The sequence below is a fragment of the Vibrio sp. bablab_jr001 genome (genome assembly GCF_016464285.1).
GTDB classification, from domain to species: domain Bacteria; phylum Pseudomonadota; class Gammaproteobacteria; order Enterobacterales; family Vibrionaceae; genus Vibrio; species Vibrio fluvialis.
Genome location: NZ_JACDWZ010000039.1, coordinates 611,492 through 634,979, shown reverse-complemented (window position 1 = coordinate 634,979; position 23,488 = coordinate 611,492). Strand labels below are relative to the sequence as shown.

The 23,488-nt window shown below is 50.6% G+C and carries 25 protein-coding genes; 17 read left to right on the top strand and 8 right to left on the bottom strand.

All coding sequences use genetic code 11. The features are described from left to right. Positions 1–68: 68 nt before the first annotated feature. Positions 69–536: a thioredoxin-dependent thiol peroxidase gene (gene bcp, locus JIG40_RS05810; protein WP_020331138.1), complete on the bottom strand. Its 468-nt coding sequence runs from the start codon at positions 534–536 to the stop codon at positions 69–71. A 17-nt stretch (positions 537–553) separates the two neighbouring features. Further along, on the bottom strand, positions 554–1,096 hold the full coding sequence (locus JIG40_RS05805) for a glycine cleavage system protein R (RefSeq protein ID WP_020430660.1): 543 nt from the start codon (positions 1,094–1,096) through the stop codon (positions 554–556). A 280-nt stretch (positions 1,097–1,376) separates the two neighbouring features. Here JIG40_RS05805 and dapA point away from each other — a divergent pair, with 280 nt between their 5' ends. After that, the gene (dapA, locus tag JIG40_RS05800) at positions 1,377–2,255 is read left to right on the top strand and encodes a 4-hydroxy-tetrahydrodipicolinate synthase (RefSeq protein ID WP_020331140.1); all 879 of its coding nucleotides are present in this window, start codon (positions 1,377–1,379) and stop codon (positions 2,253–2,255) included. Between the two features lie 57 nt (positions 2,256–2,312). Further along, positions 2,313–3,347, top strand: a complete 1,035-nt coding sequence (bamC, locus tag JIG40_RS05795) for an outer membrane protein assembly factor BamC (protein WP_020331141.1) — start codon at positions 2,313–2,315, stop codon at positions 3,345–3,347. A gap of 31 nt (positions 3,348–3,378) precedes the next feature. Here bamC and JIG40_RS05790 read toward each other — a convergent pair whose 3' ends face one another. Genes JIG40_RS05790 through JIG40_RS05775 form a run of 4 tightly spaced genes read right to left on the bottom strand, consistent with a single transcriptional unit; the run spans position 3,379 to position 5,762 of the window. Next, complete coding sequence (locus JIG40_RS05790; RefSeq protein ID WP_024373511.1) at positions 3,379–3,576, bottom strand: DUF2897 family protein; 198 nt, start codon at positions 3,574–3,576, stop codon at positions 3,379–3,381. Next, a complete protein-coding gene (locus tag JIG40_RS05785; protein WP_199464967.1) occupies positions 3,576–4,262 on the bottom strand; it encodes a M15 family metallopeptidase in 687 nt (228 codons plus the stop codon). The genes JIG40_RS05790 and JIG40_RS05785 overlap by 1 nt, the downstream gene beginning before the upstream one ends. Continuing rightward, positions 4,262–5,398, bottom strand: coding sequence for a succinyl-diaminopimelate desuccinylase (gene dapE / locus JIG40_RS05780; protein WP_199464948.1), 1,137 nt, complete (start codon positions 5,396–5,398; stop codon positions 4,262–4,264). Before dapE ends, JIG40_RS05785 begins: the two co-directional genes overlap by 1 nt. A 16-nt stretch (positions 5,399–5,414) precedes the next feature. After that, positions 5,415–5,762: an ArsC family reductase gene (locus tag JIG40_RS05775; protein WP_020430665.1), complete on the bottom strand. Its 348-nt coding sequence runs from the start codon at positions 5,760–5,762 to the stop codon at positions 5,415–5,417. Positions 5,763–5,965: 203 nt separating this feature from the next. Here JIG40_RS05775 and JIG40_RS05770 point away from each other — a divergent pair, with 203 nt between their 5' ends. The 4 genes from JIG40_RS05770 to galK all read left to right on the top strand — a co-directional run bounded on the left by JIG40_RS05770 (position 5,966) and on the right by galK (position 9,864). Next, positions 5,966–6,253 carry a helix-turn-helix domain-containing protein gene (locus JIG40_RS05770; protein WP_199464947.1) on the top strand — a complete coding sequence of 96 codons (288 nt, stop codon included), beginning with the start codon at positions 5,966–5,968 and terminating at the stop codon, positions 6,251–6,253. Positions 6,254–6,548: 295 nt separating this feature from the next. After that, on the top strand, positions 6,549–7,565 hold the full coding sequence (galE, locus tag JIG40_RS05765; protein ID WP_199464946.1) for a UDP-glucose 4-epimerase GalE: 1,017 nt from the start codon (positions 6,549–6,551) through the stop codon (positions 7,563–7,565). An 18-nt stretch (positions 7,566–7,583) separates the two neighbouring features. Further along, complete coding sequence (locus JIG40_RS05760; protein ID WP_199464945.1) at positions 7,584–8,639, top strand: UDP-glucose--hexose-1-phosphate uridylyltransferase; 1,056 nt, start codon at positions 7,584–7,586, stop codon at positions 8,637–8,639. Between the two features lie 61 nt (positions 8,640–8,700). Then, positions 8,701–9,864, top strand: a complete 1,164-nt coding sequence (galK, locus tag JIG40_RS05755; protein ID WP_199464944.1) for a galactokinase — start codon at positions 8,701–8,703, stop codon at positions 9,862–9,864. A gap of 276 nt (positions 9,865–10,140) precedes the next feature. Here galK and JIG40_RS05750 read toward each other — a convergent pair whose 3' ends face one another. Continuing rightward, positions 10,141–11,148 carry a substrate-binding domain-containing protein gene (locus JIG40_RS05750; RefSeq protein WP_020331152.1) on the bottom strand — a complete coding sequence of 336 codons (1,008 nt, stop codon included), beginning with the start codon at positions 11,146–11,148 and terminating at the stop codon, positions 10,141–10,143. A gap of 242 nt (positions 11,149–11,390) precedes the next feature. Further along, positions 11,391–11,744 carry a DUF2956 domain-containing protein gene (locus JIG40_RS05745; protein ID WP_158151803.1) on the bottom strand — a complete coding sequence of 118 codons (354 nt, stop codon included), beginning with the start codon at positions 11,742–11,744 and terminating at the stop codon, positions 11,391–11,393. 130 nt (positions 11,745–11,874) lie between these two features. Here JIG40_RS05745 and JIG40_RS05740 point away from each other — a divergent pair, with 130 nt between their 5' ends. The 11 genes from JIG40_RS05740 to JIG40_RS05690 all read left to right on the top strand — a co-directional run bounded on the left by JIG40_RS05740 (position 11,875) and on the right by JIG40_RS05690 (position 23,488). Continuing rightward, positions 11,875–12,339 (top strand): DUF2919 domain-containing protein, encoded by a 465-nt coding sequence (locus JIG40_RS05740; protein ID WP_199464943.1) that lies wholly within the window; start codon positions 11,875–11,877, stop codon positions 12,337–12,339. 88 nt (positions 12,340–12,427) lie between these two features. Next, positions 12,428–13,333 carry a Dyp-type peroxidase gene (locus JIG40_RS05735; RefSeq protein WP_199464942.1) on the top strand — a complete coding sequence of 302 codons (906 nt, stop codon included), beginning with the start codon at positions 12,428–12,430 and terminating at the stop codon, positions 13,331–13,333. 118 nt (positions 13,334–13,451) lie between these two features. Further along, positions 13,452–14,588: a flagellin gene (locus JIG40_RS05730; RefSeq protein WP_020331157.1), complete on the top strand. Its 1,137-nt coding sequence runs from the start codon at positions 13,452–13,454 to the stop codon at positions 14,586–14,588. A gap of 240 nt (positions 14,589–14,828) precedes the next feature. Beyond that, complete coding sequence (locus JIG40_RS05725) at positions 14,829–15,962, top strand: flagellin (RefSeq protein WP_199464941.1); 1,134 nt, start codon at positions 14,829–14,831, stop codon at positions 15,960–15,962. A gap of 231 nt (positions 15,963–16,193) precedes the next feature. Next, entirely contained in the window at positions 16,194–17,324 is a 1,131-nt protein-coding gene (locus JIG40_RS05720; RefSeq protein WP_199464940.1) for a flagellin, read from the top strand. 70 nt (positions 17,325–17,394) lie between these two features. Beyond that, on the top strand, positions 17,395–17,856 hold the full coding sequence (flaG, locus tag JIG40_RS05715; protein ID WP_020331161.1) for a flagellar protein FlaG: 462 nt from the start codon (positions 17,395–17,397) through the stop codon (positions 17,854–17,856). 22 nt (positions 17,857–17,878) lie between these two features. Then, positions 17,879–19,882 carry a flagellar filament capping protein FliD gene (fliD, locus tag JIG40_RS05710; protein WP_199464939.1) on the top strand — a complete coding sequence of 668 codons (2,004 nt, stop codon included), beginning with the start codon at positions 17,879–17,881 and terminating at the stop codon, positions 19,880–19,882. 1 nt (position 19,883) lies between these two features. Continuing rightward, the gene (locus JIG40_RS05705) at positions 19,884–20,189 is read left to right on the top strand and encodes a flagellar protein FliT (RefSeq protein WP_199464938.1); all 306 of its coding nucleotides are present in this window, start codon (positions 19,884–19,886) and stop codon (positions 20,187–20,189) included. 11 nt (positions 20,190–20,200) lie between these two features. Further along, positions 20,201–20,611, top strand: coding sequence for a flagellar export chaperone FliS (fliS, locus tag JIG40_RS05700; RefSeq protein WP_020331164.1), 411 nt, complete (start codon positions 20,201–20,203; stop codon positions 20,609–20,611). Between the two features lie 230 nt (positions 20,612–20,841). Then, positions 20,842–22,308 carry a sigma-54 dependent transcriptional regulator gene (locus tag JIG40_RS05695; RefSeq protein WP_199464937.1) on the top strand — a complete coding sequence of 489 codons (1,467 nt, stop codon included), beginning with the start codon at positions 20,842–20,844 and terminating at the stop codon, positions 22,306–22,308. A gap of 127 nt (positions 22,309–22,435) precedes the next feature. Next, the gene (locus JIG40_RS05690; RefSeq protein WP_158147858.1) at positions 22,436–23,488 is read left to right on the top strand and encodes an ATP-binding protein; all 1,053 of its coding nucleotides are present in this window, start codon (positions 22,436–22,438) and stop codon (positions 23,486–23,488) included.

Here is a 23,488-nt window from a genome sequence, read left to right as displayed (position 1 = left end):
GACTGGCCTTTTTGATTATTTATGCAATTTAATCATTTAAGCAATCGCACGAAATAGTGGTGTGGTGATTATTTGTTGTTCAGATAATCCAGAACCACTTCGTGGTGGTCTTTGGTTTTAAACTTGTCGAAAACGTGTTCGATGACGCCGTTTTCGTTAATCAGGAAACTGATGCGGTGCAGGCCATCATACACCTTGCCCATAAACTTCTTCTCGCCCCACACGCCGAATTGCTCAGCGACGGCGTGATCTTCGTCAGACAGCAGAGTGAAGTTCAGGTTGTCACGTTCGATGAACTTACCCAAACGTTTTACCGGGTCGATGCTCACACCTAAGACCACCACGTTATGGGCGTCCAATTCACTTTTCACATCGCGCATGCCTTGCGCTTGCACAGTACAACCCGGAGTCATGGCCTTCGGGTAGAAGTAGAACAGGACTTTTTTGCCGGCGAAATCAGACAGCGAAACGGTGTTGCCGTCCTGATCGAGAAGAGAGAAAGCCGGAGCTGGCGAACCTGCCTTGAGTGTATTCATGGTTCTTCCTTTCGTTTTTATAAGCTGTTTTTAATGAAATTAAGCGACCCGTGTACATCAAACGTCTGACACAAAGCATCAAATTCTTCCTGCAACTGCATCAGATTGTAGTCACTATCAACGTGCGCTGTAATCGCGATTTGGAACTGGTTGGTTTCCCGTTCCAGCTTGAGTTTATCGATCGTCTGCGCACTGAGTGATGCCATGCCAATGTTGCGATCAGCAAAGAACTGGGTGAACTTTTCTGTCAGACCGGGTTTGTCATCCGATTCGACATAGACTTCCACCGTGTACGCGTTGGCCTGCTGGGCATGCGGCGACGTGCGCTTCATCATGGTGATCAGATCCTGCTCCTGACCTAACAGGGGCAGCAGAGTTTCCACGCGGGTGATGCTGTTGGCATTGCCGGAAACCAGCATGATGAGGGTGAATTCATTTCCGAACAGGGCAATTCGGCTGTCGATAATATTACAGCCAGCCTGGGTTACCAGTTTGACTACTTGGTTGCAAATCCCTGGCCGGTCAGTACCCACGGCGGTGATCACTAAATGTTGAGTCATAGAGTCGCTTCGCTTAGTGTTTTTCGGCATGTTAACACAGTTAAAGTATAGAAAGAGCGGAACAAAACGTGTTTTTCTGTATGCGTTTTCACAAAATCACGTGTGTCTGACAAGGGGATTTTCAAGGGGTGTATAACCCGGTAGCAAAAGGCAGAGTTGGCCTAAAGTCTAACATCTGATAAATATTCACTCATAAGGGCTGTTTAAGCGAATTTCCCCCCTTGTGTTTTTCAAGCCCCATGCAGTACCATGCAGAAGTTATCAATCTAGGGAGATAGACATGTTTTCAGGAAGTATCGTCGCGTTAATTACACCTTTCAACCACGACGGTGAGGTTGACTATCTTAGCCTGAAGAAGCTGGTAGACTACCACATCGAAGCCGGTACTGACGCCATTGTTTCTGTAGGAACAACCGGTGAGTCATCCACACTCACTATCGAAGAGCATGTCAAAGTTGTTGAAAAGACCGTCGAGTTCTCGGACGGCCGTATTCCGGTGATCGCCGGTACCGGAGCTAATGCTACTCACGAATCCGTGACGTTCAGCCGTCTGCTGAACAACACAGGCATTGCCGGCTACCTGAGCGTAACGCCTTACTACAACAAACCGACTCAAGAAGGTTTGTTCCAGCACTACAAAGCGATTTCACAAGAAACCGATATTCCAATCATCCTTTACAACGTACCAGGCCGTACCGCAGTTGACCTGCGTCCAGAAACTGTTGCACGTTTGTCGGAACTAAAAAACATTGTCGCACTCAAAGATGCAACAGGTGATTTAAGCCGCGTGGCGTTGCACCGCGAACTGTGTGGTAACAATTTCGTACTGCTCAGCGGTGACGATGCAACCGGTCTGGAGTTTGTGAAACTGGGTGGCCAGGGTGTGATTTCAGTAACGAATAACGTCGCTGCTGCCGATATGGCAAAAATGATGCACCTGGCACTGGAAGGTAAGTTTGATGAAGCAGAAGTCATCAACCAACGCCTGATGCCACTGCACAAAGGCCTGTTTGTCGAGTCGAGCCCAATTCCAGTGAAATGGGCAGCACACAAGCTGGGTCTGATTGCAGAAGGTGATCTGCGTCTACCTTTAACGGAACTCTCTGAACAAGCGCGCCCACTTGTTGCCCAAGCAATGACAGAAGCCTGTATTTTATAAGGCGCTATCCATTACAATGCCGAGGTTTTCATGCCTCGGCAAATTTTAGGAGTTTCAATGAAGTTATCGCGCCAGCTGGTGGTTGGATCACTGGCTGTTTTGGTTTTGAGTGCCTGTTCGAGCACTCCGACGCAACGCCGCCAAGCCAAAAATGATTTTGCCTACCTGGATACGAAAGATTTCAAACAGTGGGTTTTGCCGCAAGACGCAACGCCGCAGTTTTATCCCGATTACGATATTCCCCAAGGTGATTTTAAAGGTGGCATCGGCCCAGTGGTTGATATTCGCCCACCGCAGCAAGTGCTGGAACTGATTCCCGGCGCTCGTGCTGAACGCCAGAATGGCGAAGTCACTTTGTGGATGATCCGTAAAGATGAAGCGGACAAAGTGTGGCAGGTGGCGAAGACCATGATGCAAGAGCACAACATCAAAGCGCTACAGGAAAACGCTAACCATATCGAAACTGATTGGGTGACTTGGGTCTCCGAAGACGAAGATACGGAAATGGGTAGCCGCTACGAGTTGAGCCGCGTTGAAGCCAACAACCGCTACGGATTTAAGATCTCTCTGATTGACTGGCGTGAGGGCGGCAAACAGAAGCCGGTGACTGCGACCAACAAAGAGCGCTACAACGCCTTTATGACTAACCTGGTGACGTCTCGTTACGATCAGGATGTGCGAGCTGAAGCGGCGCGTAAAGCGCAAGAGCTGGTGAAACAGATTCCGGTTACCATGGGTTCAGACCGCAGTGGCTTCCCGGTGATCATCGCCCGTACTCCTTATGATGTGCTGTGGCAACGTCTGCCTGATCTGCTGCCTAAGATGGGCTTCAAGATTGAGGAACGTAACCAGTCTCAAGGTACGATGAAAGCAAAATACGCGTCGCCAGATGACGAATTCTGGAATGATATCGGCGTGAAACCAATGAACCTAGGGTCAGGCACTTACACCTTCCTGTTTGGTGATTTGGGTAACCGTACTTCCATCAACGTGACCAACTCAGCGGGTAAACCGGTTGAGGAAGAATTGCTGAAAGAAATGGTGCCAGTGTTGGCCGCCATCGTTGATGAGAAAAAAACAGCTCAGCAGTAAGCGGGCAGGAAAGCCAAATAGAAAAGGGACGCTAGCGTCCCTTTTTTGTTTCTTTATCGGAAGCGGATGACTGATTTTGCTTGTCGAGCTCATTGAGTTTGTCGAGATCGCTCTTCTTACCCATCTGACCCAGTTTCATCGTCGCGGTGTACTTAAGTGCAGCAATATTGCCGACAAACACACACACGATAACGATGGTGATCACCCACGGATTAAACAGAAAATCCATCATACACTTTCACCTCGGCTGATCTGAGTGATGTACTGAGTGTAGATCTGACCAAGGTCTTGCTGCACGCACTGCTTGCCTAAAATGGGGGCTGACGCCAATTGCTGTGCCAACACCGGCAGTGTCAGCGCTTGGAGACACTGTTCACTGACGATGCGATGACTGATGTGCCATGGTTCAAATGCCACCCCTGAGCCTTTCTCCCGATACGGAAAGAAGAAGCCGAAGCGGGCGAGGTTAGTCTTCAACCATTGATAAAACGGACGCTGATGCGCCTCGAGATATTCCCAGGGTTTGAGCTGCAATGTTTCGCCCGGGGGCAGAGCACTGCGATCGAACACATCAAAATCAGTCCCCCAATGATGACGGCTGCCGCCGGGCAGGGCAGACCAGCGCAAAATGGCGTGCACTTTGTCGGCTTCAGACCAGTGGCTAGTGTCGAGCGGCTGACTGTTGACGTCCAAAATGGCGGTATCCCCCGACATTTTTCGGTTCCAAATCGCCAGTTGGCGTTCAAACGGACGAAAACCACTGGCAATGTTGAACACAAAACCCGCCTCATCCGCCGCCTGTTTCAGAGACAGCAGATCCGCGCTGACTTGCGGATGAACCAGAAATGCCTTCTGGCCCACCATCACTTCAACAAGGTGCGACGCGGTTTGTCCGGTCAGCTGCTCGGGCGTCATCATTTGGCGAGTAGATTCTCCAGAGTTTTTTGATACATGTCGGTCAGTTTCTCCAGATCGGCAATGTTGACGCACTCGTTCACTTTGTGAATGGTGGCGTTTACCGGACCCAGTTCAACCACCTGCGCTCCCATTTGCGCGATAAAGCGGCCGTCAGACGTTCCGCCTGTCGTTAGCAGTTGTGGTTCCTGATGATTCACTTCACCCACCGCTTTTACCACCGCATCGAGCAGCGCGCCAGTGTCGGTCAGGAACGGGTGACCGCTCAGCGTCCATTTGAGGTCGTATTCCAGGCCGTGCGCATCCAGCGTTGAGTGTACGCGACGTTTGATTTCGTCATCGGTCAGCTCGGTACTGAAACGGAAGTTAAACTGCACATGAAACTCGCCCGGAATCACGTTTGACGCGCCAGTGCCGGCCTGCAGATTCGGGATCTGGAAACTGGTTGGCGGGAAGTATTCGTTGCCTTCATCCCAGGTGGTTGCGGCCAGCTCTGCCAATGCAGGTAGTGCTTGATGAACCGGGTTGTTGGCCAGATGCGGGTAAGCCACGTGACCTTGCACGCCTTTTACGGTCAGATCGCCCGTGATGGAGCCACGGCGGCCGTTCTTGACCACATCGCCAACGGCATGTGTGCTTGAAGGTTCCCCCACCACACACATATCGATTTTCTCATTGCGGGCCATCAGGGTATCCACCACACGCGTGGTACCGTTGATGAACGGGCCTTCTTCATCCGAGGTAATCAGAAACGCAATCGAGCCAGTATGATCCGGATGCTCAGCGATAAAACGTTCCACGGCCACCACCATGCATGCCAGTGAGCCTTTCATGTCCGCAGCGCCGCGGCCATGCAGATGACCATCAATCACGGTTGGCTCAAACGGTGGAGTGTGCCACTGAGCCAGAGGGCCAGCCGGAACCACGTCTGTGTGACCAGCAAACGCAAACAGCGGTGCTTGCGTGCCACGGCGGGCCCAGAAGTTGGTGGTGTCTTCAAACACCATCATTTCGATTTCAAATCCGAGTGCTTTAAGACGCTCAATCATCAAGTCCTGGCAACCGGCGTCGACCGGCGTCACTGATTGGCGGCTGATTAAATCTTTTGCGAGAGCCAGTACAGGGCTGTCTGTCATCCTTGAAATCCTTGTATTAAGAGAAAAGAGAAGCGTATTGCTCGGCTTTGAAGCCTAGATGAAGATCACCATCAACGCGCAGCAGCGGGCGTTTGATCATCGCAGGTTGTTCAACCAGCAGGGCGATGGCGGTGTCAGCGTTGAGGGTGTCTTTCTGCTCTTGGCTCAGTTGGCGAAAAGTGGTGCCGCGTTTGTTGAGCACATTTTCCCAGCCCAGAGCCTGACAAAACTCACTCACCAGCGCTGCATCGATACCGTCTTTGCGGTAGTCGTGAAACTGGTAATTAACGCCTTGTGCTTCCAGCCATTTGCGCGCTTTTTTTATCGTGTCGCAGTTGGGGATACCGTACATCGTGATGGTCATAAAAATCCTTTGAATGCTGCTTATTTTGGTGTTTGCCAAATCCTAACAGGAAGCCTGTCATCTGACAAAAGTGTGATGCAGATATTTTACTGAATAAAAAAAATCCACGGCTATTGACTAGGATTGGAGAGTTATTGATCGAACTCAACAAACTTACTGGCAAAACAGAAATAATGTGCCTTGCACAGATTAGGAGGTAATCAATGGAATTGAGTCCTGTTTTTGCAAGGCGCCTTTATTTAGCCTTGCTTGTTGAAAGTCTGGAACGGCCTAATGTTCCGAAGTTAATCGAGAAAACGGGGTGGCCTCGTCGTACTATTCAGGACGTACTTAAAGCCCTGCCGGGGATCGGCATTGAACTGATGTTCGTTCAGGACGGTCGGCGCCACAATGACGGCTATTATCAGTTATCAGATTGGGGGCCCTTTGACAGTCAATGGGTTCTGGATCGCAGATATGATATCGCCGCGAGTTTAGGATTTAGTGCATAACAAGCCAGCCTGTGCTGGCTTTCTTCTTTCTTCCCTTCCGTAAAGTCGTTCATTCACCGTGTTCAGTCTGTATTGTGTGGTTTGGTTACCGCTCAATGCAGGCATGTTGTTTTCTGGAAACGTTTGCCCTAATGGCCTTCCTCTTATTTTTCAGTAGTATCTAATTCCAATAATAGCAGAGTTACCTCTGTGTGAATGTTTGTGGAAACGTTTTCACTTTGAGAGTGTAATCACAGAAGTCGGCGCTGGGCTGCTGATAGACTCAATGCAATTCAAATCAGCGGAGAGGTGACAGGTGGACGTTCTAATCACTGGCGGAATGGGCTACATCGGCAGCCACACATGTGTGCAGATGATTGCGGCGGGGATGACCCCAATCATGGTCGATAACTTGTGCAATGCAAAAGCAGAAGTATTGAATCGAATTGAAGCCTTAACGGGTGTGCGCCCGGCATTTTATCAGGGTGATATTCGTGATGAAGCGTTCTTGGATTCCGTCTTTGCCAAGCACGACGTACAAGCCGTGATTCACTTTGCCGGCCTCAAAGCGGTGGGGGAGTCAGTCAGCAAGCCGATTGAGTACTACGACAACAACGTCAACGGCACGTTAGTGCTGGTGCGCAGCATGCGCAAAGCGGGCGTGAAAAGTCTGGTGTTCAGCTCGTCGGCGACCGTTTATGGCGACCCACAAACTGTACCGATCACCGAAACTTCTCCAACTGGCGCGACCACCAACCCGTATGGTCGCAGCAAGTACATGGTGGAGCAATGCTTGTCAGATTTAGTGATTGCTGAACCCGAATGGCGCATCACTCTGCTGCGTTACTTTAATCCGGTTGGCGCGCATCCGTCAGGCACCATGGGGGAAGACCCCCAAGGCATTCCGAATAACCTGATGCCGTTTATTGCTCAGGTTGCCGTGGGGCGTCGTGAAAAACTGGCGGTGTTTGGCAATGATTACGCGACACCGGATGGCACTGGCATTCGCGACTATATTCATGTGATGGATCTGGCCGATGGTCACATCGCCGCGTTGCAGGCGGTCGGCACACAAGCCGGTCTGCATATTTATAACCTGGGTACGGGTAAAGGCTCCAGCGTACTGGATATGGTCAATGCCTTCAGCCAGGCGTGTGGCAAGGCGGTGCCTTATGAAATTTGTCCGCGTCGTCCGGGCGATATTGCCGAGTGTTGGGCCAGTACTGAAAAGGCGAAGCGTGAACTGGGCTGGCAGGCGAAACTGAGCTTGGCAGACATGACGGCGGATACCTGGCGCTGGCAATCAAATAATCCTCAGGGATACGACGTTTAAACAGAGGTCATGACACAAATGTCGACGATAGAATTCAATCCGGTGGATCACCCACACCGCCGTTATAACCCGTTGAGCGGGCAATGGGTGTTGGTTTCTCCGCATCGCGCGAAACGCCCTTGGAGCGGTCAGGATGAAAAACCGTCAACTGCAGAGCTTCCAAGCTACGATCATCACTGTTTCTTGTGCCCGGGAAATACGCGTGTGTCGGGCGACGTGAACCCGGCTTACACCGGTACGTACGTCTTCAACAATGATTTTGCCGCGCTGATGACGGATTCGCCGGACGCACCGCTATCCCGCAGTCCGTTGTTTAAAATTCAAGGGGTGCGTGGGCTGAGCCGCGTGATCTGTTTTTCACCGGATCACAGCAAAACGCTACCTGAGCTGCCACTGGCGCAGATTCGCGGCGTGATTGATACCTGGAACGAGCAGATTGAAGCGCTCGGAAAAGAGTATGTCTGGGTACAAGCATTCGAAAACAAAGGCGAGACGATGGGATGTTCTCAGCCGCACCCGCATGGCCAGATCTGGGCCAACAGCTTTCTGCCCAATGAAATTGAGCGTAAAAACCAACACCTGAAAGCCTACTTCGATCAGCAGGGCAGCAATCTGCTGGTGGATTATGTGCAAGCGGAATTGGCCGATGGTTCACGTACTGTGGTGGAAACCGAGCACTGGCTGGCAGTGGTCCCATATTGGGCTGCGTGGCCATTTGAAACCATGCTGCTGCCGAAAACCCACGTTCGCCGCATGAGTGAACTGAGCGATGATCAGCGCGACGATTTAGCCCTGGCGATAAAAAAACTGACCAGTCGCTATGACAACCTGTTCCAGTGCTCATTCCCGTACTCAATGGGCTGGCATTATGCGCCGTTTTTTGACGACGGCAGTGATATTGAACACTGGCAGTTACACGCACTGTTCTATCCACCGCTGCTGCGCAGCGCGAGCGTGCGTAAGTTTATGGTGGGCTATGAAATGCTAGCAGAAACTCAGCGAGATTTAACTCCGGAACAGGCCGCGCAGCGCCTGCGTGAACTGAGCGATGTTCACTACAAAGAACAGCCTTAATAACGAATAAACACCAGAGTACCCTGTGGTGGTACTCGTGAAGAGAATTGTGGAAAGTCCTATGTCTGAATTGATTCAAAACGTGATTCGCTCCTTCGAACACGTCCTGGGTTTTGCGCCGAGCCATGTTATTCAGGCGCCGGGCCGGGTTAACCTGATTGGTGAGCACACCGATTACAACGACGGTTTTGTGTTGCCATGTGCGATTAACTACCAAACCGTGGTGGCGGCATCCAAGCGTGATGATAACCGCGTACGCATCATTGCGGTCGATTATGCCAATGCGCAGGATGAGTTTGCGCTCGACGCGCCAATTGAATTTCAAGCGGATAAAATGTGGGCCAACTACATTCGCGGCGTGGTGAAATTTCTGCTTGAACGTGGTTATGCCCTCGGAGGCGCGGACATCGCAGTGAGCGGTAACGTGCCGCAAGGCGCGGGGTTGAGCTCCTCGGCGGCGCTGGAAGTGGTCATCGGTCAGACGTTTAAAGAGCTGTTTGCGCTGGATATCTCGCAAGCCGAGGTGGCACTCAATGGCCAGCAGGCCGAGAACCAGTTCGTCGGCTGCAATTGCGGCATCATGGATCAGCTGATTTCTGCCGAAGGGCGGGAGAATCATGCGCTGCTGATCGACTGCCGCAGTTTGGAGACGCAAGCGGTATCGATGCCGGAAGATATGGCGATTGTGATTATCAACTCCAATAAGCAGCGTGGCCTGGTCGACAGTGAATACAACACCCGTCGCCAGCAGTGCGAAGAAGCGGCGCGTATTTTTGGCGTGAAAGCATTGCGTGACGTAACGATTGAAGAGTTTACGCGTCGTCAGGGTGAGTTGAGCGAAGTGGTGGCTAAGCGCGCGCGTCACATCATTACGGAAAATGATCGCACGTTAGCCGCGGCGGATGCACTGCGTGCCAACGACATGGCAACCATGGGCCAACTGATGGCTGCATCACATGCGTCCATGCGTGATGATTTTGAAATTACCGTCAAAGAGGTCGATACCCTGGTTGAGATTGCCAAAGCCGTGATCGGTGAGCAAGGCGGCGTACGTATGACTGGAGGCGGCTTCGGTGGGTGCGTGGTAGCGCTGGTGCCACCTGCGTTGGTCAACGATGTCAAAGTCGCTATCGAGCAGCAATATCAGGCCGCAACTGGCTTGAAAGAAACCATTTATGTGTGTCAGGCCAAAGAAGGTGCTGGCCTGGTAAAAGAATTCGAGTGATCGTCACTTGAATGGCTATCGTGGCGTTCGAGCGGGTGTCGGTTGATGCCTGTGTTCACGAAGTCATTTTCCCATGGCAAACGGGAGCTTCAGAGGTGAGCCGCTGGTCAGGACTCCATCAGCGTGCTCAGGCGGATTTACGCTTGGGGGAGTGGTAAATCGGCACAGCTTACGTTTTGCCTATGGGGATCTTTTCCCTGCAATTCAGGGATAATGCGATGGGAGAGAAAAAGGCTTACCTTTTGGGTAAGCCTTTTGTTTTTCTTCGATTTCCGCTTAGTCGTTGAGTGATTTAACCGAGTCGCGTTTTACCATGGTTGGCGAATAGCGTTTCGGACTGTCATCGACCAGGCTTTCATCTTTGGCCAGTTGCAGCGCTAATTGAGCGGCATTTTCCGCCATCATCTGAATCGGGTAACGCACGGTGGTCAGGCGCGGTTTTACGTAGCGGGCAATCAAGCCGTCATCGAAACCGACAATCGAAATCTGCCCTGGTGATTCGATGCCGTTTTCTTCCATGACCGATAGGGCGCCAGCGGCCATGTTGTCGTTGTAAGCGACGATCGCTGTGATATCGATACCTTTGGTCAACAGGTACAGCATGGCTTGTTCTCCGCCTTCACTGCTCGGTTCACCGTACTCGATGTAGGTCTCAGGTAAATCGAGATGATTGGCTTTGAGCGCATCCAGATAACCAGTAACCCGTTCATTGGCATCGGCAATCGAGTGACTGGACGCGATGCAGGCAATTTTCTTATGGCCCTGACGAATCAGAAACTCGGTCGCGAGAAACGCCCCTTTATGGTTGTCGAGGGAAATACAGCGATCTTCCATGCCAGGAATGTGACGGTTGATCACTACCATCCCTTTCGCCTCTTTGGCGAACGCAATCAGCTCTTCATCCGACAAGGCTTTGGAATGAATCACCAGTGCATCACAACGGTTATTGATCAGCAGCTCAATCGAGCGGCGTTCATCCTCTTCCTTGTGATAACCGTTACCCACCAACAGATGTTTACCATTCTGACGAGCGACAGTATCGACGGCTTTGACTAAGGTGCCGAAAAATGGGTCTGACACATCAGAAACCAGCACGCCCATCGTATTGGTGCTTTGGCTAACCAGTGCTCGCGCAGCAGCATTGGGGCGATAACCCAGTTCTTGCATCGCCTTGGTCACGGAATCAATTGACGCCTGACTGGCTTTCGGCGATTTATTGATGACACGGGAAACGGTAGCAACGGATACACCAGCCGCTTTCGCGACATCCTTAATGGTAGCCATGGAAATTCAACCTTTATCAATGCATTAGGTAAATTAAACACTGTTCTTCTGGCGGACCGCAAACAATGAATGGTTTCTGGGCGATAAATGAGATTCACTGCGAGTTTTCAACGCAGAACGCCTTCATGCAAAGCACGTTATCGCTAGAGTTGGTCTTATTGTAATCGTTTCCAGTGACGTGTCACGTGCGTCAGGTAACAACTCTGGAAACGGAGGGAGAGTGTGCTTGCTTTGCCGGAGCACTATTGCGCGCTGTTTTGCATCCAGAACAGAATGAAACCGATCCAACTGGCGATAAGCAGCCCCCACGGCAGCCATTGCAGGGTTTTGGAGGGCGTTACTTCGTCTTCGTAACCAATCTCGGAATCAATGTCTTCGTGTATGGCAGGTTGTTTGGTTCTCAGTGCTTTTTTACGAGCGCGATCGGCCTGGCGATGTTTTTCTTTTTGCTGTTTTTTATACAGCGCAATGCCTTTTTCAATGCCTTGTGCAATCAGCTTGGTCTGCTCTTTGGTCTGGCCCGGCTTTTGAGTCGCCTTGGCCACTTTCATCGCTTCTTGTTGGGTTTGTGGCGATGGAACAATTTTATTGGTCATGCTTGGTGTCCCTTAAGTTTTGCCTAGAGTATCACGGTCGCAGTTTGTCACCAAAATCTCATACTCACGTATAGCTATTTGAAATCATTGCGCTAAAGTGGAAGGCAATAACCAACAGCGAAAGAACAACGTGCGTTACGCCATCGAACAATATGATACCCACGGATATCTCAAGGCTCCAAACTGGTTGTGGCTGGGATGGCTGTTTCTGGCGCGAGCCTGGATTGTGTTCGTGGTTGCAGGCGTGAGCCGCGACAGTGGCTCGCAGATTCTGAGTTTCGTTTATCCCGGCAATACGGCGCTTTACATCGGGCTGGTGGCGGGCGTGCCGGGGATCTCATTGATGTGGCTGATCAGTCTGCGTCATCCGGAGCGGCGTTGGATTAATGCGTTGTTTCGAACCGGGCGCTGGCTGACGCTGCTGACAGCGAGCGTGCAGTTTATTCAGACGGGCTACCATGTCTACCTGCAACACGGAGCTTTTCATTGGGCGAATGCGCTTACCTTGTTGATTTTATTATGGTTAATTTTATACGTTTATCGCAGCCGCAGTGTGCGTGACTGTTTTTTGTCGCCGCTGATGGCTAAGCCATGATCGGTATCAAGACGTAGAATGAATTTGAAGCATACCCTTTGTCGTATTGGGTACACACTGAGCAAAAAAGAAAAAGTGAGGACTTAACATGTCAACGCCACAGTCGGCTATTTTGCCAGAAGCGGAGCCATTTGCTCTGTACAGCATATTAAAAATTAAACGCAACCACGCACAGGTTCTTGCTCAGTTGCAAGTACTGCCTGCTCTGGTGGATGAAGTGAATGCCAATCAACCGGGCGCAGAACTGACGCTCTCTGTCGCCTTCACCAAAGCTTTCTGGCAACGCTTTGAAGCGCCGATGCCAGAAGAGCTGATCGATTTCCCGGTGTTGGGCGAAGGCAGCGCTATGGCACCGAGTACCGATGTCGACGTACTGATCCATTGCCACTCAAAGCGCCACGACCTGTTGTTTTATGTCATGCGTAAATGCCTGACCGAAATCGCAGAAGATGTTGATGTCGTTGATGAAACCTACGGTTTCCGCTATCTGGACGCCCGCGACATGACGGGCTTTATCGATGGCACTGAAAACCCGAAAGAGGAAAAACGTCGTGAAGTCGCGATTGTGGCGGACGGTGAGTTCGCTGGCGGCAGCTATGTTATGGTGCAGCGCTTTGTGCACAATCTGCCAGCGTGGAACCGCCTCAACGTCTCTGCGCAGGAAAAAGTGATTGGCCGTACTAAACCGGATTCGGTGGAACTGGACAATGTTCCTGCTGCGTCACACGTTGGCCGCGTCGATATTAAAGAAGAAGGTAAAGGGCTGAAAATTCTGCGCCACAGCCTGCCGTATGGTAGTGCCAGTGGCGACCATGGCCTGCTGTTTATTGCCTACTGCCACACACTGCACAACATCAAAACCATGATGGAAAGTATGTACGGCGTGACCGATGGTAAAACTGACCAACTGCTGCGTTTTACGCAGGCGGTGACGGGGGCCTACTTCTTTGCGCCATCACAAGAGATGCTGCAAGCACTCAGCCTCAAAGCGTAGTTGGCGTTCAGACTCCCAAAGCCAGGCTCACAGCCTGGCTTTTTTGTTCTAAAGATTCCCCATTCCCGGCCGATAGTCCTGCTAGAAGAGAAATAACCCCAAGGACTCTGTCACGCACATGGCTATCACGGTAAACACTAATGTCTCAGCGCTGGTCGCGCAGCGGCATTTAAACACCGCGACCGATTTGCTCAATCAGTCGTTGGAGCGGTTGTCTTCCGGTAAACGGATCAACAGCGCCAAAGACGATGCGGCAGGGCTGCAAATTTCCAATCGCCTTGAATCCCAGATGCGCGGCCTTGATGTGGCTGTACGCAATGCCAACGATGGCATTTCCATCATGCAAACCGCTGAAGGCGCGATGCAAGAAACCACCAACTTACTGCAACGCATGCGAGATCTCTCATTACAGTCGGCCAATGGCTCGAACAGTAAAGCGGAGCGCGTAGCATTACAGGAAGAAATGGGGGCTTTGAACGATGAAATGAACCGAATCGCCGAAACAACCTCTTTTGGTGGTCGAAAATTGCTCAACGGTTCGTTTGGTCAAACCTCATTCCAAATTGGCGCATCATCCGGAGAAGCGGTGCAGGTGTCGCTCAAGAACATGCGCTCTGATGACCTCAATATGGGTGGATTCAGTTATGTGGCTGCCGGCAAGGCCGACAGTCAATGGCAGGTGGGGCAAGGGCGTAACCAATTAACGATATCGTATGTCAATGCGCAGGGTGAGGATGAGCAAATTCACATTCACGCCAAGCAGGGAGACGATATTGAACAGTTAGCCACTTACATCAACGGGCAGACGGATAAAGTGTCTGCATCGGTTAATGAGAAAGGCCAGCTGCAAATCTATATGGCAGGCAAAGAAACCGCAGGCACCTTGTCTTTCAGCGGCAGTCTAGCGGACGAATTGCAGATGAACCTTAAAGGCTATGAAGCCGTCGATAACCTCGACATTACCTCTGTTGGCGGTGCCCAGCGCGCAGTCTCAGTGCTGGATACGGCAATGAAGTATGTCGACAGCCATCGTGCGGAGCTGGGAGCGCTGCAAAACCGCTTTGGACATGCGGTCAGCAACCTGGACAACGTGCATGAAAACCTCGCTGCATCGAACAGCCGAATCAAAGATGCCGATTACGCCAAAGAAACCACGCAAATGATCAAGCAACAGATTCTGCAACAAGTGGGGACATCAATATTGGCGCAGGCGAAAAATCAACCAAACGTAGCGCTGACGCTGCTTAGCGGCTAAGTGAAACTGAGTTGTATCGACGCGCTTTGTAAAAGCTTTAGCAATAAAAATGACTTTTTTACCTATTTTCTTTCTTTCATCACGTTTGCTCTGCCAACGGAAGTTTTTTCAAAAAAATCTTAAAAATTTCCTAAAGGTTTTTCAGGCCGAGCCGTTAAAGAAAGTAACTTTGAGAGAACTACTTGGTTTTCCGAGACGTCGGAAACCGGAAACATCGGAAAATCAATTGGAGAAATCACCATGGCAGTGAATGTAAATACCAACGTATCAGCAATGACAGCACAACGTTACCTGAACAGCGCAAGCAGCGCTCAGCAAACGTCAATGGAACGTCTGTCTTCTGGCTTTAAAATCAACAGCGCAAAAGATGACGCTGCAGGTCTGCAAATTTCTAACCGCTTGAACGTACAAAGCCGCGGTCTGGATGTAGCAGTACGTAACGCGAATGACGGTATTTCAATTGCGCAAACTGCAGAAGGTGCGATGAACGAAACCACCAACATCCTGCAACGTATGCGTGACCTGTCTCTGCAATCATCTAACGGCTCAAACTCTAAATCAGAGCGCGTAGCGATTCAGGAAGAAGTGACTGCACTGAACGACGAACTGAACCGTATCGCAGAAACCACTTCATTCGGTGGTAACAAGCTGCTGAACGGCACATTCCAAACCAAATCTTTCCAGATTGGTGCGGACAACGGTGAAGCCGTGATGCTGTCTCTGAAAGACATGCGCAGCGACAACCGTATGATGGGTGGTACAAGCTACCAGGCTGAAAACGCGAAAGACAAAAACTGGAGCGTTGAGCAAGGTAAAAACGACCTGACCATCACTCTGAACGATGACAAAGGTAACGAGCAGTCGATCAACATCAGCGCGAAAGCGGGCGATGACATCGAAGAGCTGGCGACTTACATCAACGGTCAGACAGACATGGTAAAAGCGTCTGTGAACGAAAAAGGCCAACTACAAGTCTTCGCAGGTAACAACAAAGTTTCTGGCGACGTATCTTTCAGCGGCGGTCTGGCTGGTGAGCTGGGCATGAAAGAAGGCAAGCAAGTGACAGTCGACAACATTGACGTGACCAGCGTTGGTGGTGCTCAAGAGTCAGTTGCGATTGTGGATGCCGCGCTGAAATATGTAGACAGCCACCGTGCAGAACTGGGTGCGTTCCAGAACCGTTTCAACCACGCGATCAGCAACTTGGACAACATTAACGAAAACGTGAATGCGTCTAAGAGCCGTATCAAAGATACTGATTTCGCGAAAGAAACAACGGCACTGACCAAGTCTCAGATTCTTTCTCAGGCATCAAGCTCTGTTCTTGCTCAAGCAAAACAAGCGCCACAAGCAGCACTGAGCCTGCTGGGTTAATCCCCCATACTGAACAGAAAAATCCAGCTTCGGCTGGATTTTTTTATGCCTGAAATATTGTGTTTGCCATCACGTTTTTCGTTCAAATCGAAATTAATTAAAAAAAAGCCAATTTTTTTCCTAAAGGATATGAATCTCTCGCCGTTAAAGGATACGAGAGAAATGAGGTGTGCCGACGAGAGGTGAGAGACTCGAAGGCACGCTAACTATCCGCCTAAGGAGATCAACAATATGGCAATCAACGTAAATACTAACGTTTCGGCGATGACCGCCCAGCGTTACCTAAACGGTGCAGCTGACGGCGTACAGAAGTCTATGGAACGTCTGTCTTCGGGCTACCGCATTAACAGCGCGAAAGACGACGCTGCAGGCTTACAGATTTCAAACCGCTTATCTTCTCAAAGTCGTGGTTTGGACATGGCTGTACGTAACGCCAATGATGGTATCTCTATTGCACAAACCGCTGAGGGTGCAATGAATGAGAGCACCAACATTCTGCAACGTATGCGTGACCTGGCGCTGCAATCGTCTAACGGCTCGAACTCAAGTTCTGAACGTAAAGCGATTCAGGAAGAAGTTTCAGCCCTGAACGATGAGCTGAACCGTATTGCAGAAACAACCTCTTTCGGTGGTAACAAACTGCTGAACGGCACATTCGGCAGCAAATCATTCCAAATCGGCGCAGACTCTGGCGAAGCAGTGAACCTGACTATGGGTAACCTGCGTTCAGACAACGCGGCGATGGGCGGTAAATCTTACCGTGCACAGGAAGGCAAAGCGGCAGACTGGACAGTCGGCGACGCGAAAGACCTGACTCTGAATTATACTGACAAACAAGGCGAAGCCCGCGAACTGACCATCACCGCGAAAAAAGGTGATGATCTGGAAGAAGTGGCAACTTACATCAACGGTCAGAGCGATGACGTAAAAGCATCGGTCGGTGAAGACGGCAAACTGCAACTGTTCGCATCTTCACAAAAAGTGGCTGGTGATGTGACTATTGGCGGCGATCTGGGTTCTGAAATCGGCTTTGGTGCTGCGCAGGACGTGACCGTTAAAGATATCGACGTGACCAGCGTTGCCGGTTCTCAGGAAGCAGTAGCCGTATTGGATGGCGCTCTGAAGTCTGTGGACAGCCAGCGTGCGTCTCTGGGGGCGTTCCAGAACCGTTTTGGCCACGCAATCAGCAACTTAGATAACATCAACGAAAACGTGAACGCGTCTCGCAGCCGTATCAAAGATACCGACTACGCACGTGAAACCACAGCGATGACTAAGTCGCAGATTCTGCAACAAGCGAGTACTTCTGTACTGGCACAAGCGAAGCAGTCACCATCTGCAGCTCTTAGCCTGTTAGGTTAATTCCATACGGTTAAAAGAGCTTAATGGGTAGTGGTATTAGTGCTACCTATAAGGTGGAGGGGAGATTGTTATGGAAGTATCATCATACACGTCGAACATCCAGCCTTACGGCTCGCAAAGTGGCATTAAACTTGCTTCAGAAAATGAGAGCGTGAAAAGCGCTTCCGATTCGAAGGAAGACTACCGTTCAGTGCGACGGACTGAAAAAGTCTCGGAACACATAACTGAACAGCTGAAACGCAGCCAGGACCAGACGCTGGAAGCCGCCGTTGAACAATCCCGGGAACGGGAACGTCTTAACGAAGAGCAACGGGCAAAAATGGTTGAACGAATGAATGACTTCGTGACTTCAATCAACAAGGGACTGGCGTTCAGAGTGGATGAAGAATCCGGACGGGAAGTGGTGACGATTTATGAAGCTAAAACCGGCGACATTATTCGTCAAATCCCAGAAGAGGAAATGCTTGAAGTATTGCGGCGTCTAGCCAAGGAACAGAACCATAAATCGGGCCTGTTAGTGGTGAAGGCGTAATCGTATTTTTTGAGGTGATTGGATGAGTTTAGGCCCAATGGGGATGAACACTGGCTTTGATATCAATTCAATGGTCAGCAAAATTGTGAATGCGGAGCGCGTGCCTAAGCAGCAAAGCATTGACAATAAGCGAACCGAAATTGACTCGAGCATCAGTGCCTACGGCAGACTCAGAGAGTCGCTGGATACGATGAAGAATCTAATGACGAACTTTCGTCAGGAGAAGGCTTTCGCGGTGCGCAAAGTCGATACTTCTGACGACAAGGTCGTCTCAGCGACCGCAACCACAGATGCAATCGCAGGCAAATACGCAGTCGATGTGTTGCAGCTTGCTCAAAGCCATAAACTGGCGTCCGACGTATTACCGGAAGACGCAAAGTTTGGCCCGGGTAAGCTGCATATTTCGCTTGGCGACAAATCTTTCAGCGTCGATGTACGCTCCGATTCCAAGCTGATTGATATCGTTCGTGGTATCAACGGCGAAAAAGCCAACCCAGGTGTTCGTGCTTCCGTCATCAATGACGTTGACGGCCCTCGCCTGATCGTGGCTTCCAATGTCTCAGGTAAAGATCATCGCATCAGTATCCGCGCAGACGCGCAAGCAGGCGATGCGCTCAAACATCTCGAATACAAAACGTTAGAAGACCGGGTCAAAGATCTGGAAAAAGCCCGTGCTCAGGCGCAGCAACTCCTTGCCCCTTTGACACCAGAGCAGCAAAAAATTGCCGCTAAAGTGGCAGAAAAAATTGGTGATGCCGCACGTGAAGTGGATAAATCCGTCGCCGAGCAGATCGATAACGTGGCGCAAACCGCCGCTAACGGTCAGCCAAAACCGGATGGCAGCCCGGGCGAGTTGCCGGACTCGGCGTTAAAAGCGGCCGCGGCCGCAGGCAGTCAAGTTAACAAATATCTCAAGCCAGAAGATCGCATTCCGGGCTGGACAGAAACGGCGTCCGGGACGTTGTTGGACTCTTATTCTGAGCCGGAGCCAGAACTTGATGACAAAGCGCTAGAGAAAGCACCGGATGTGCCGGGGTGGAGCAACACTGCTTCAGGGACACTGACCGACTCTTATGTGACTCCGAAAGAAGCGCAAGCAAGACTGGATGCTAAACTGGCTAAAGAGCAGGCGGCGATTGATGCAGCGGTCAAAAGCGGCAAAATGACGCCGGAGCAAGCTAAGCAGGCTGAGCGCGCGAAGATGGCACCTGAAGAGCGTGAAGCGCTCGAAAAAACCGAGCAAGTGCAGTCTGAACTTAAAGCGGCGCAAGAAGCATTCGATGCCTACAAAGGGATGAGTCAGGTACAAGCGGGTCAGGATTCGCTGGTGCTGCTGGATGGTGTGGCTAAGCTGTCCAGCCACAACAACGTGATTGAAGATGCGATTGACGGCGTGGATCTGACCCTAAAAGGCAAAACCAACAACGTTGAACAGCCCGCGGAAATCGGCATTGAGTACGACCGCGACAGTGTGCGCGGTGATATAGAACAATTTGTTGCGGCCTATAACCAGTTCTTTCAGGTAAGTAAGGAACTGAGCAGTGTTGACCCTCGCACCGGACAAGCCGGCCCGCTGGCGGGCGACAGTATTGTGCGCAGTGCGGACTCACGTCTCAAGTCGGTGTTCTCGTCATCAATTGACCAGGCACCGGACGAGCTCAAAAGCCTTACGGAATTTGGTATCACCACCACGCGTCAAGGGACGCTGGAAATCAACTATGATATGCTCAACCGCCAGCTGAATAACAATTTCACTAAGCTGGGGGATTTCTTTGGTGGCAACCGTGGTTTTGCAAAACGGGTAGAAGATGCCATTCAAAGCATGACCGGTGTGACGGGGTCAATTCGTACCCGTGAGAAGAGCCTCGGTGAGCAGACGCGTCGTTTGTCTGACGATCAGTCTGCACTGGATCGCCGCATGGACAGTTTAGAGAAACGGACTCATTCTAAGTTTTCGGCCATGCAGGATGCCACCGGCAAAATGCAGTCGCAGCTTGCCAGCATGATGAATGCGCTAGGACAGTAATATGAAAGGTACACTTCAAGCGTTGTGTGATTTAAATCACCAATTAAAAGATAAGCTTGCAGTCGACGACATTAATACTGAAGAAATTACAGCGCTGGTCGATAACAGAGAACAGTTATTGCAAGACTTACTGACCTACGTGTCAGACAACCCGGACTTCGCTCGTTCAGATGAATGGCGCAGTGCCGTACGAGATACACAACTCCTTGTTGAATTGATGCAGTCAAAAACCGCCGCGATAGGCAAAACGCTCCATAAATATCGCCACGGCAATAAATCGGTTCAGCAATACAAAAAGTTTTTATAAAGAGGAAGACTATGCGTGGTTCTTTACAGGCGTACAAAAAAGTATCAGTGGATAGCCAGCTAAGTGCGGCCTCACCGCATAAAATCGTACAAATGCTGATGGCCGGTGCCATCGAACGCCTGATTCAGGGCAAAGCAGCAATGGCTCAGGGCAACATTCCGGTGAAAGGCGAACGTCTTGGTAAGGCGTTAGACATCATCATCAGCCTGCGTAGCTGTCTTTCAATGGATGACGGTGGCGATATCGCACAGAATCTGGATCAGCTGTACGAGTTCATGATCACCCAAATCACGGCGGCGAACCATCAAAACGATCCTCAGCCACTGGATGACGTAATCGACATTATTCGTGAGATCAAGTCAGCGTGGGACCAAATCCCTGCGGAATATCACAATTTGACTGCTTCAGAAGTGGGACTGTGAGTTATTTCTGAAACTTTCAACTGACATCACACCAGCTAATTGCTTGGTTGCCTTATTTTTTTAATTAAATAGAATAGAAGCCACTAACTAGCCAAGTGGCTTTTTTTTGTTGCTGAATTCCATAAATTGTCTATCGTTTAGTCAGGCAAATACTAAAATTTAAAAAGCCTGCCGATGATTTTCAACGGTACAACCACAACATCCCAGAATTAAGGCAAATATTCTCACCTATGCAAGGTTTAGCAAAACTACTTGTGATCGAGGACGATCCGTCTATTCGTCTGAGTCTCAGTACCATATTAGAATTTGTAGGGGAACAATGTGAGGTGATTGAGTCTTCACAGTTGGATCAGATCGACTGGTCAGCTGTTTGGGCTGGTTGCATTCTTGGTTCGATCAGTGCTCAAACGTTATCTGAGTCTCTGTCCGATACGCTTTCAAAAGCCAATCATATCCCTCTATTGGTAGCTAATAAGCAGCCATACTCTCTGGAAGAGTTCCCGCAATTCGTGGGTGAGCTAGAATTTCCGTTAAATTATCCTCAGTTGAGCGAAGCGCTCAGACACTGCAAAGAGTTCCTTGGACGCAAAGGTATTCAGGTGCTGGCGACAGCGCGTAAAAATACCCTGTTCCGCAGCTTGGTTGGCCAGAGCCATGGCATTCAGGAAGTGCGCCATCTGATTGAACAGGTGTCCGGTACCGAAGCCAATGTGCTTATCCTCGGTGAATCGGGCACGGGTAAAGAAGTGGTTGCCCGCAATATTCACTATCATTCTTCCCGTCGCGGTGGTCCATTTGTGCCAATCAACTGTGGCGCGATTCCCGCTGAATTGCTGGAAAGCGAACTGTTTGGTCACGAAAAAGGCGCGTTTACCGGAGCAATAACCGCGCGTAAAGGGCGTTTTGAACTGGCTGAAGGTGGCACGCTGTTCCTGGACGAAATTGGCGACATGCCGATGAGCATGCAGGTCAAACTGCTGCGCGTATTGCAGGAACGCTGTTTCGAGCGCGTAGGAGGCAACTCTACGATTAAAGCCAATGTTCGTGTGATTGCGGCGACGCATCGTGACTTGGAATCGATGATTGAAGACCAGCGTTTCCGCGAAGATCTCTACTATCGCCTCAATGTGTTCCCAATCGAGATGCCGGCATTAAAAGAGCGGAAAGAAGATATCCCGCTTTTACTGCAGGAATTGATGACTCGTCTTGAAGCGGAAGGGGGCATGCCGATTTGCTTTACGCCGCGTTCAATCAACTCATTGATGGAACACGACTGGCCAGGCAATGTGCGCGAGCTGGCTAACCTCGTGGAACGAATGGTTATCCTCTATCCGAATAGTCTGGTGGATGTAAACCATTTGCCGACAAAGTATCGCTACAGTGATATTCCCGAATTCCAGCCTGAGCCGAGCCGTTTCAGCTCGGTGGAAGAGCAGGAGCGTGATGTGCTGGCAGAGATTTTCTCAGAAGATTTCAGTTTCGAGCCGGAAGAAGAACTCAATGGCCGGATGGATGCGCCGCAATCGTTGCCACCGGAAGGGGTCAACCTTAAAGAGTTACTGGCCGACCTTGAGGTGAACCTGATCAACCAGGCGCTGGAAGCGCAGGGTGGAGTGGTCGCTCGCGCCGCGGATATGCTGGGTATGCGTCGTACTACACTGGTTGAAAAGATGCGCAAGTACAATATGCAACGTTGATCTTAAACCTCATAATTGGTGAGTCAATTTATTGTCATTGCAGTAAGTTATTGAAAATAAATGTAAATAGCCTGGCATGTATCTTGCGTGTCAGGCTATTGTTGTATTTAAAGGCAGATTTTCGACGATGGACGACGCAGCGCAAGAACAGCATTCACATTTAGACTCTCTGGAACATCAGGTCGAGCGTTACCAACAGGTGCTGGATGTGATGCCAGCCGGCGTTATTTTGCTTGATACCCAGGGTATTGTTCGTGAAGCCAATCCGGAAGCGCGCCGCTTGTTAGAAGTCCCGCTGGTGGGCGAGCGCTGGTATACCGTGATTCATACTGCGTTTGCGCCGCGTGAAGATGACGGCCATGAGATTTCACTGCGGAACGGACGCAAAGTACGTCTGGCGATTTCCGCATCGGCAACGGGCCAGTTGATCCTGATTACCGACCTGACCGAGACGCGCTTGTTACAGTCGCGTATCAGTGATCTGCAGCGTCTGTCATCGCTCGGGCGTATGGTGGCCTCGCTGGCGCATCAGGTTCGCACGCCTTTGTCGAGTGCCATGCTTTATGCTGCCAATCTGTCAGCACCGAATTTACCGCAGCCGACCCGCGAGCGTTTTCAGACGAAACTGCTCGATCGTCTGCACGACCTGGAAAAGCAGGTCAACGACATGTTGCTGTTCGCCAAAGGTGGCGACAACAAAGTGATTAAGCCGTTCTCGCTGGCGGAACTGGTGACCGAATTTATGCCGATGATCGAAACGGCGATCAAAAATAATGGCATCGATTACGGTCAGGAAGTCGAGCAGGAAGAGACGATCTTGCTGGGCAACGTCAATGCGATTGCATCAGCGCTGAGTAATCTGGTCATGAACGCGATTCAGATTGTTGGCAAAGGCGCGCAAATCGATGTCTTTTTCCGTCCGGTAAACGGCGAGCTAAAAATTTCTGTGCAGGACAATGGTCCGGGAGTTGCGAAAGAGCTGCAGCAAAAAATCATGGAGCCTTTCTTTACTACCCGCTCTCAGGGCACGGGCCTGGGTCTTGCGGTTGTACAAATGGTCTGTCGTGCTCACGACGGCCGACTCGAGTTGATTTCTGAACCGGGGGATGGTGCGTGTTTTACCATGTGCCTGCCTCTGGACCGTCAACCACCAATTTCTCAATCAGACACTGGAGAATGA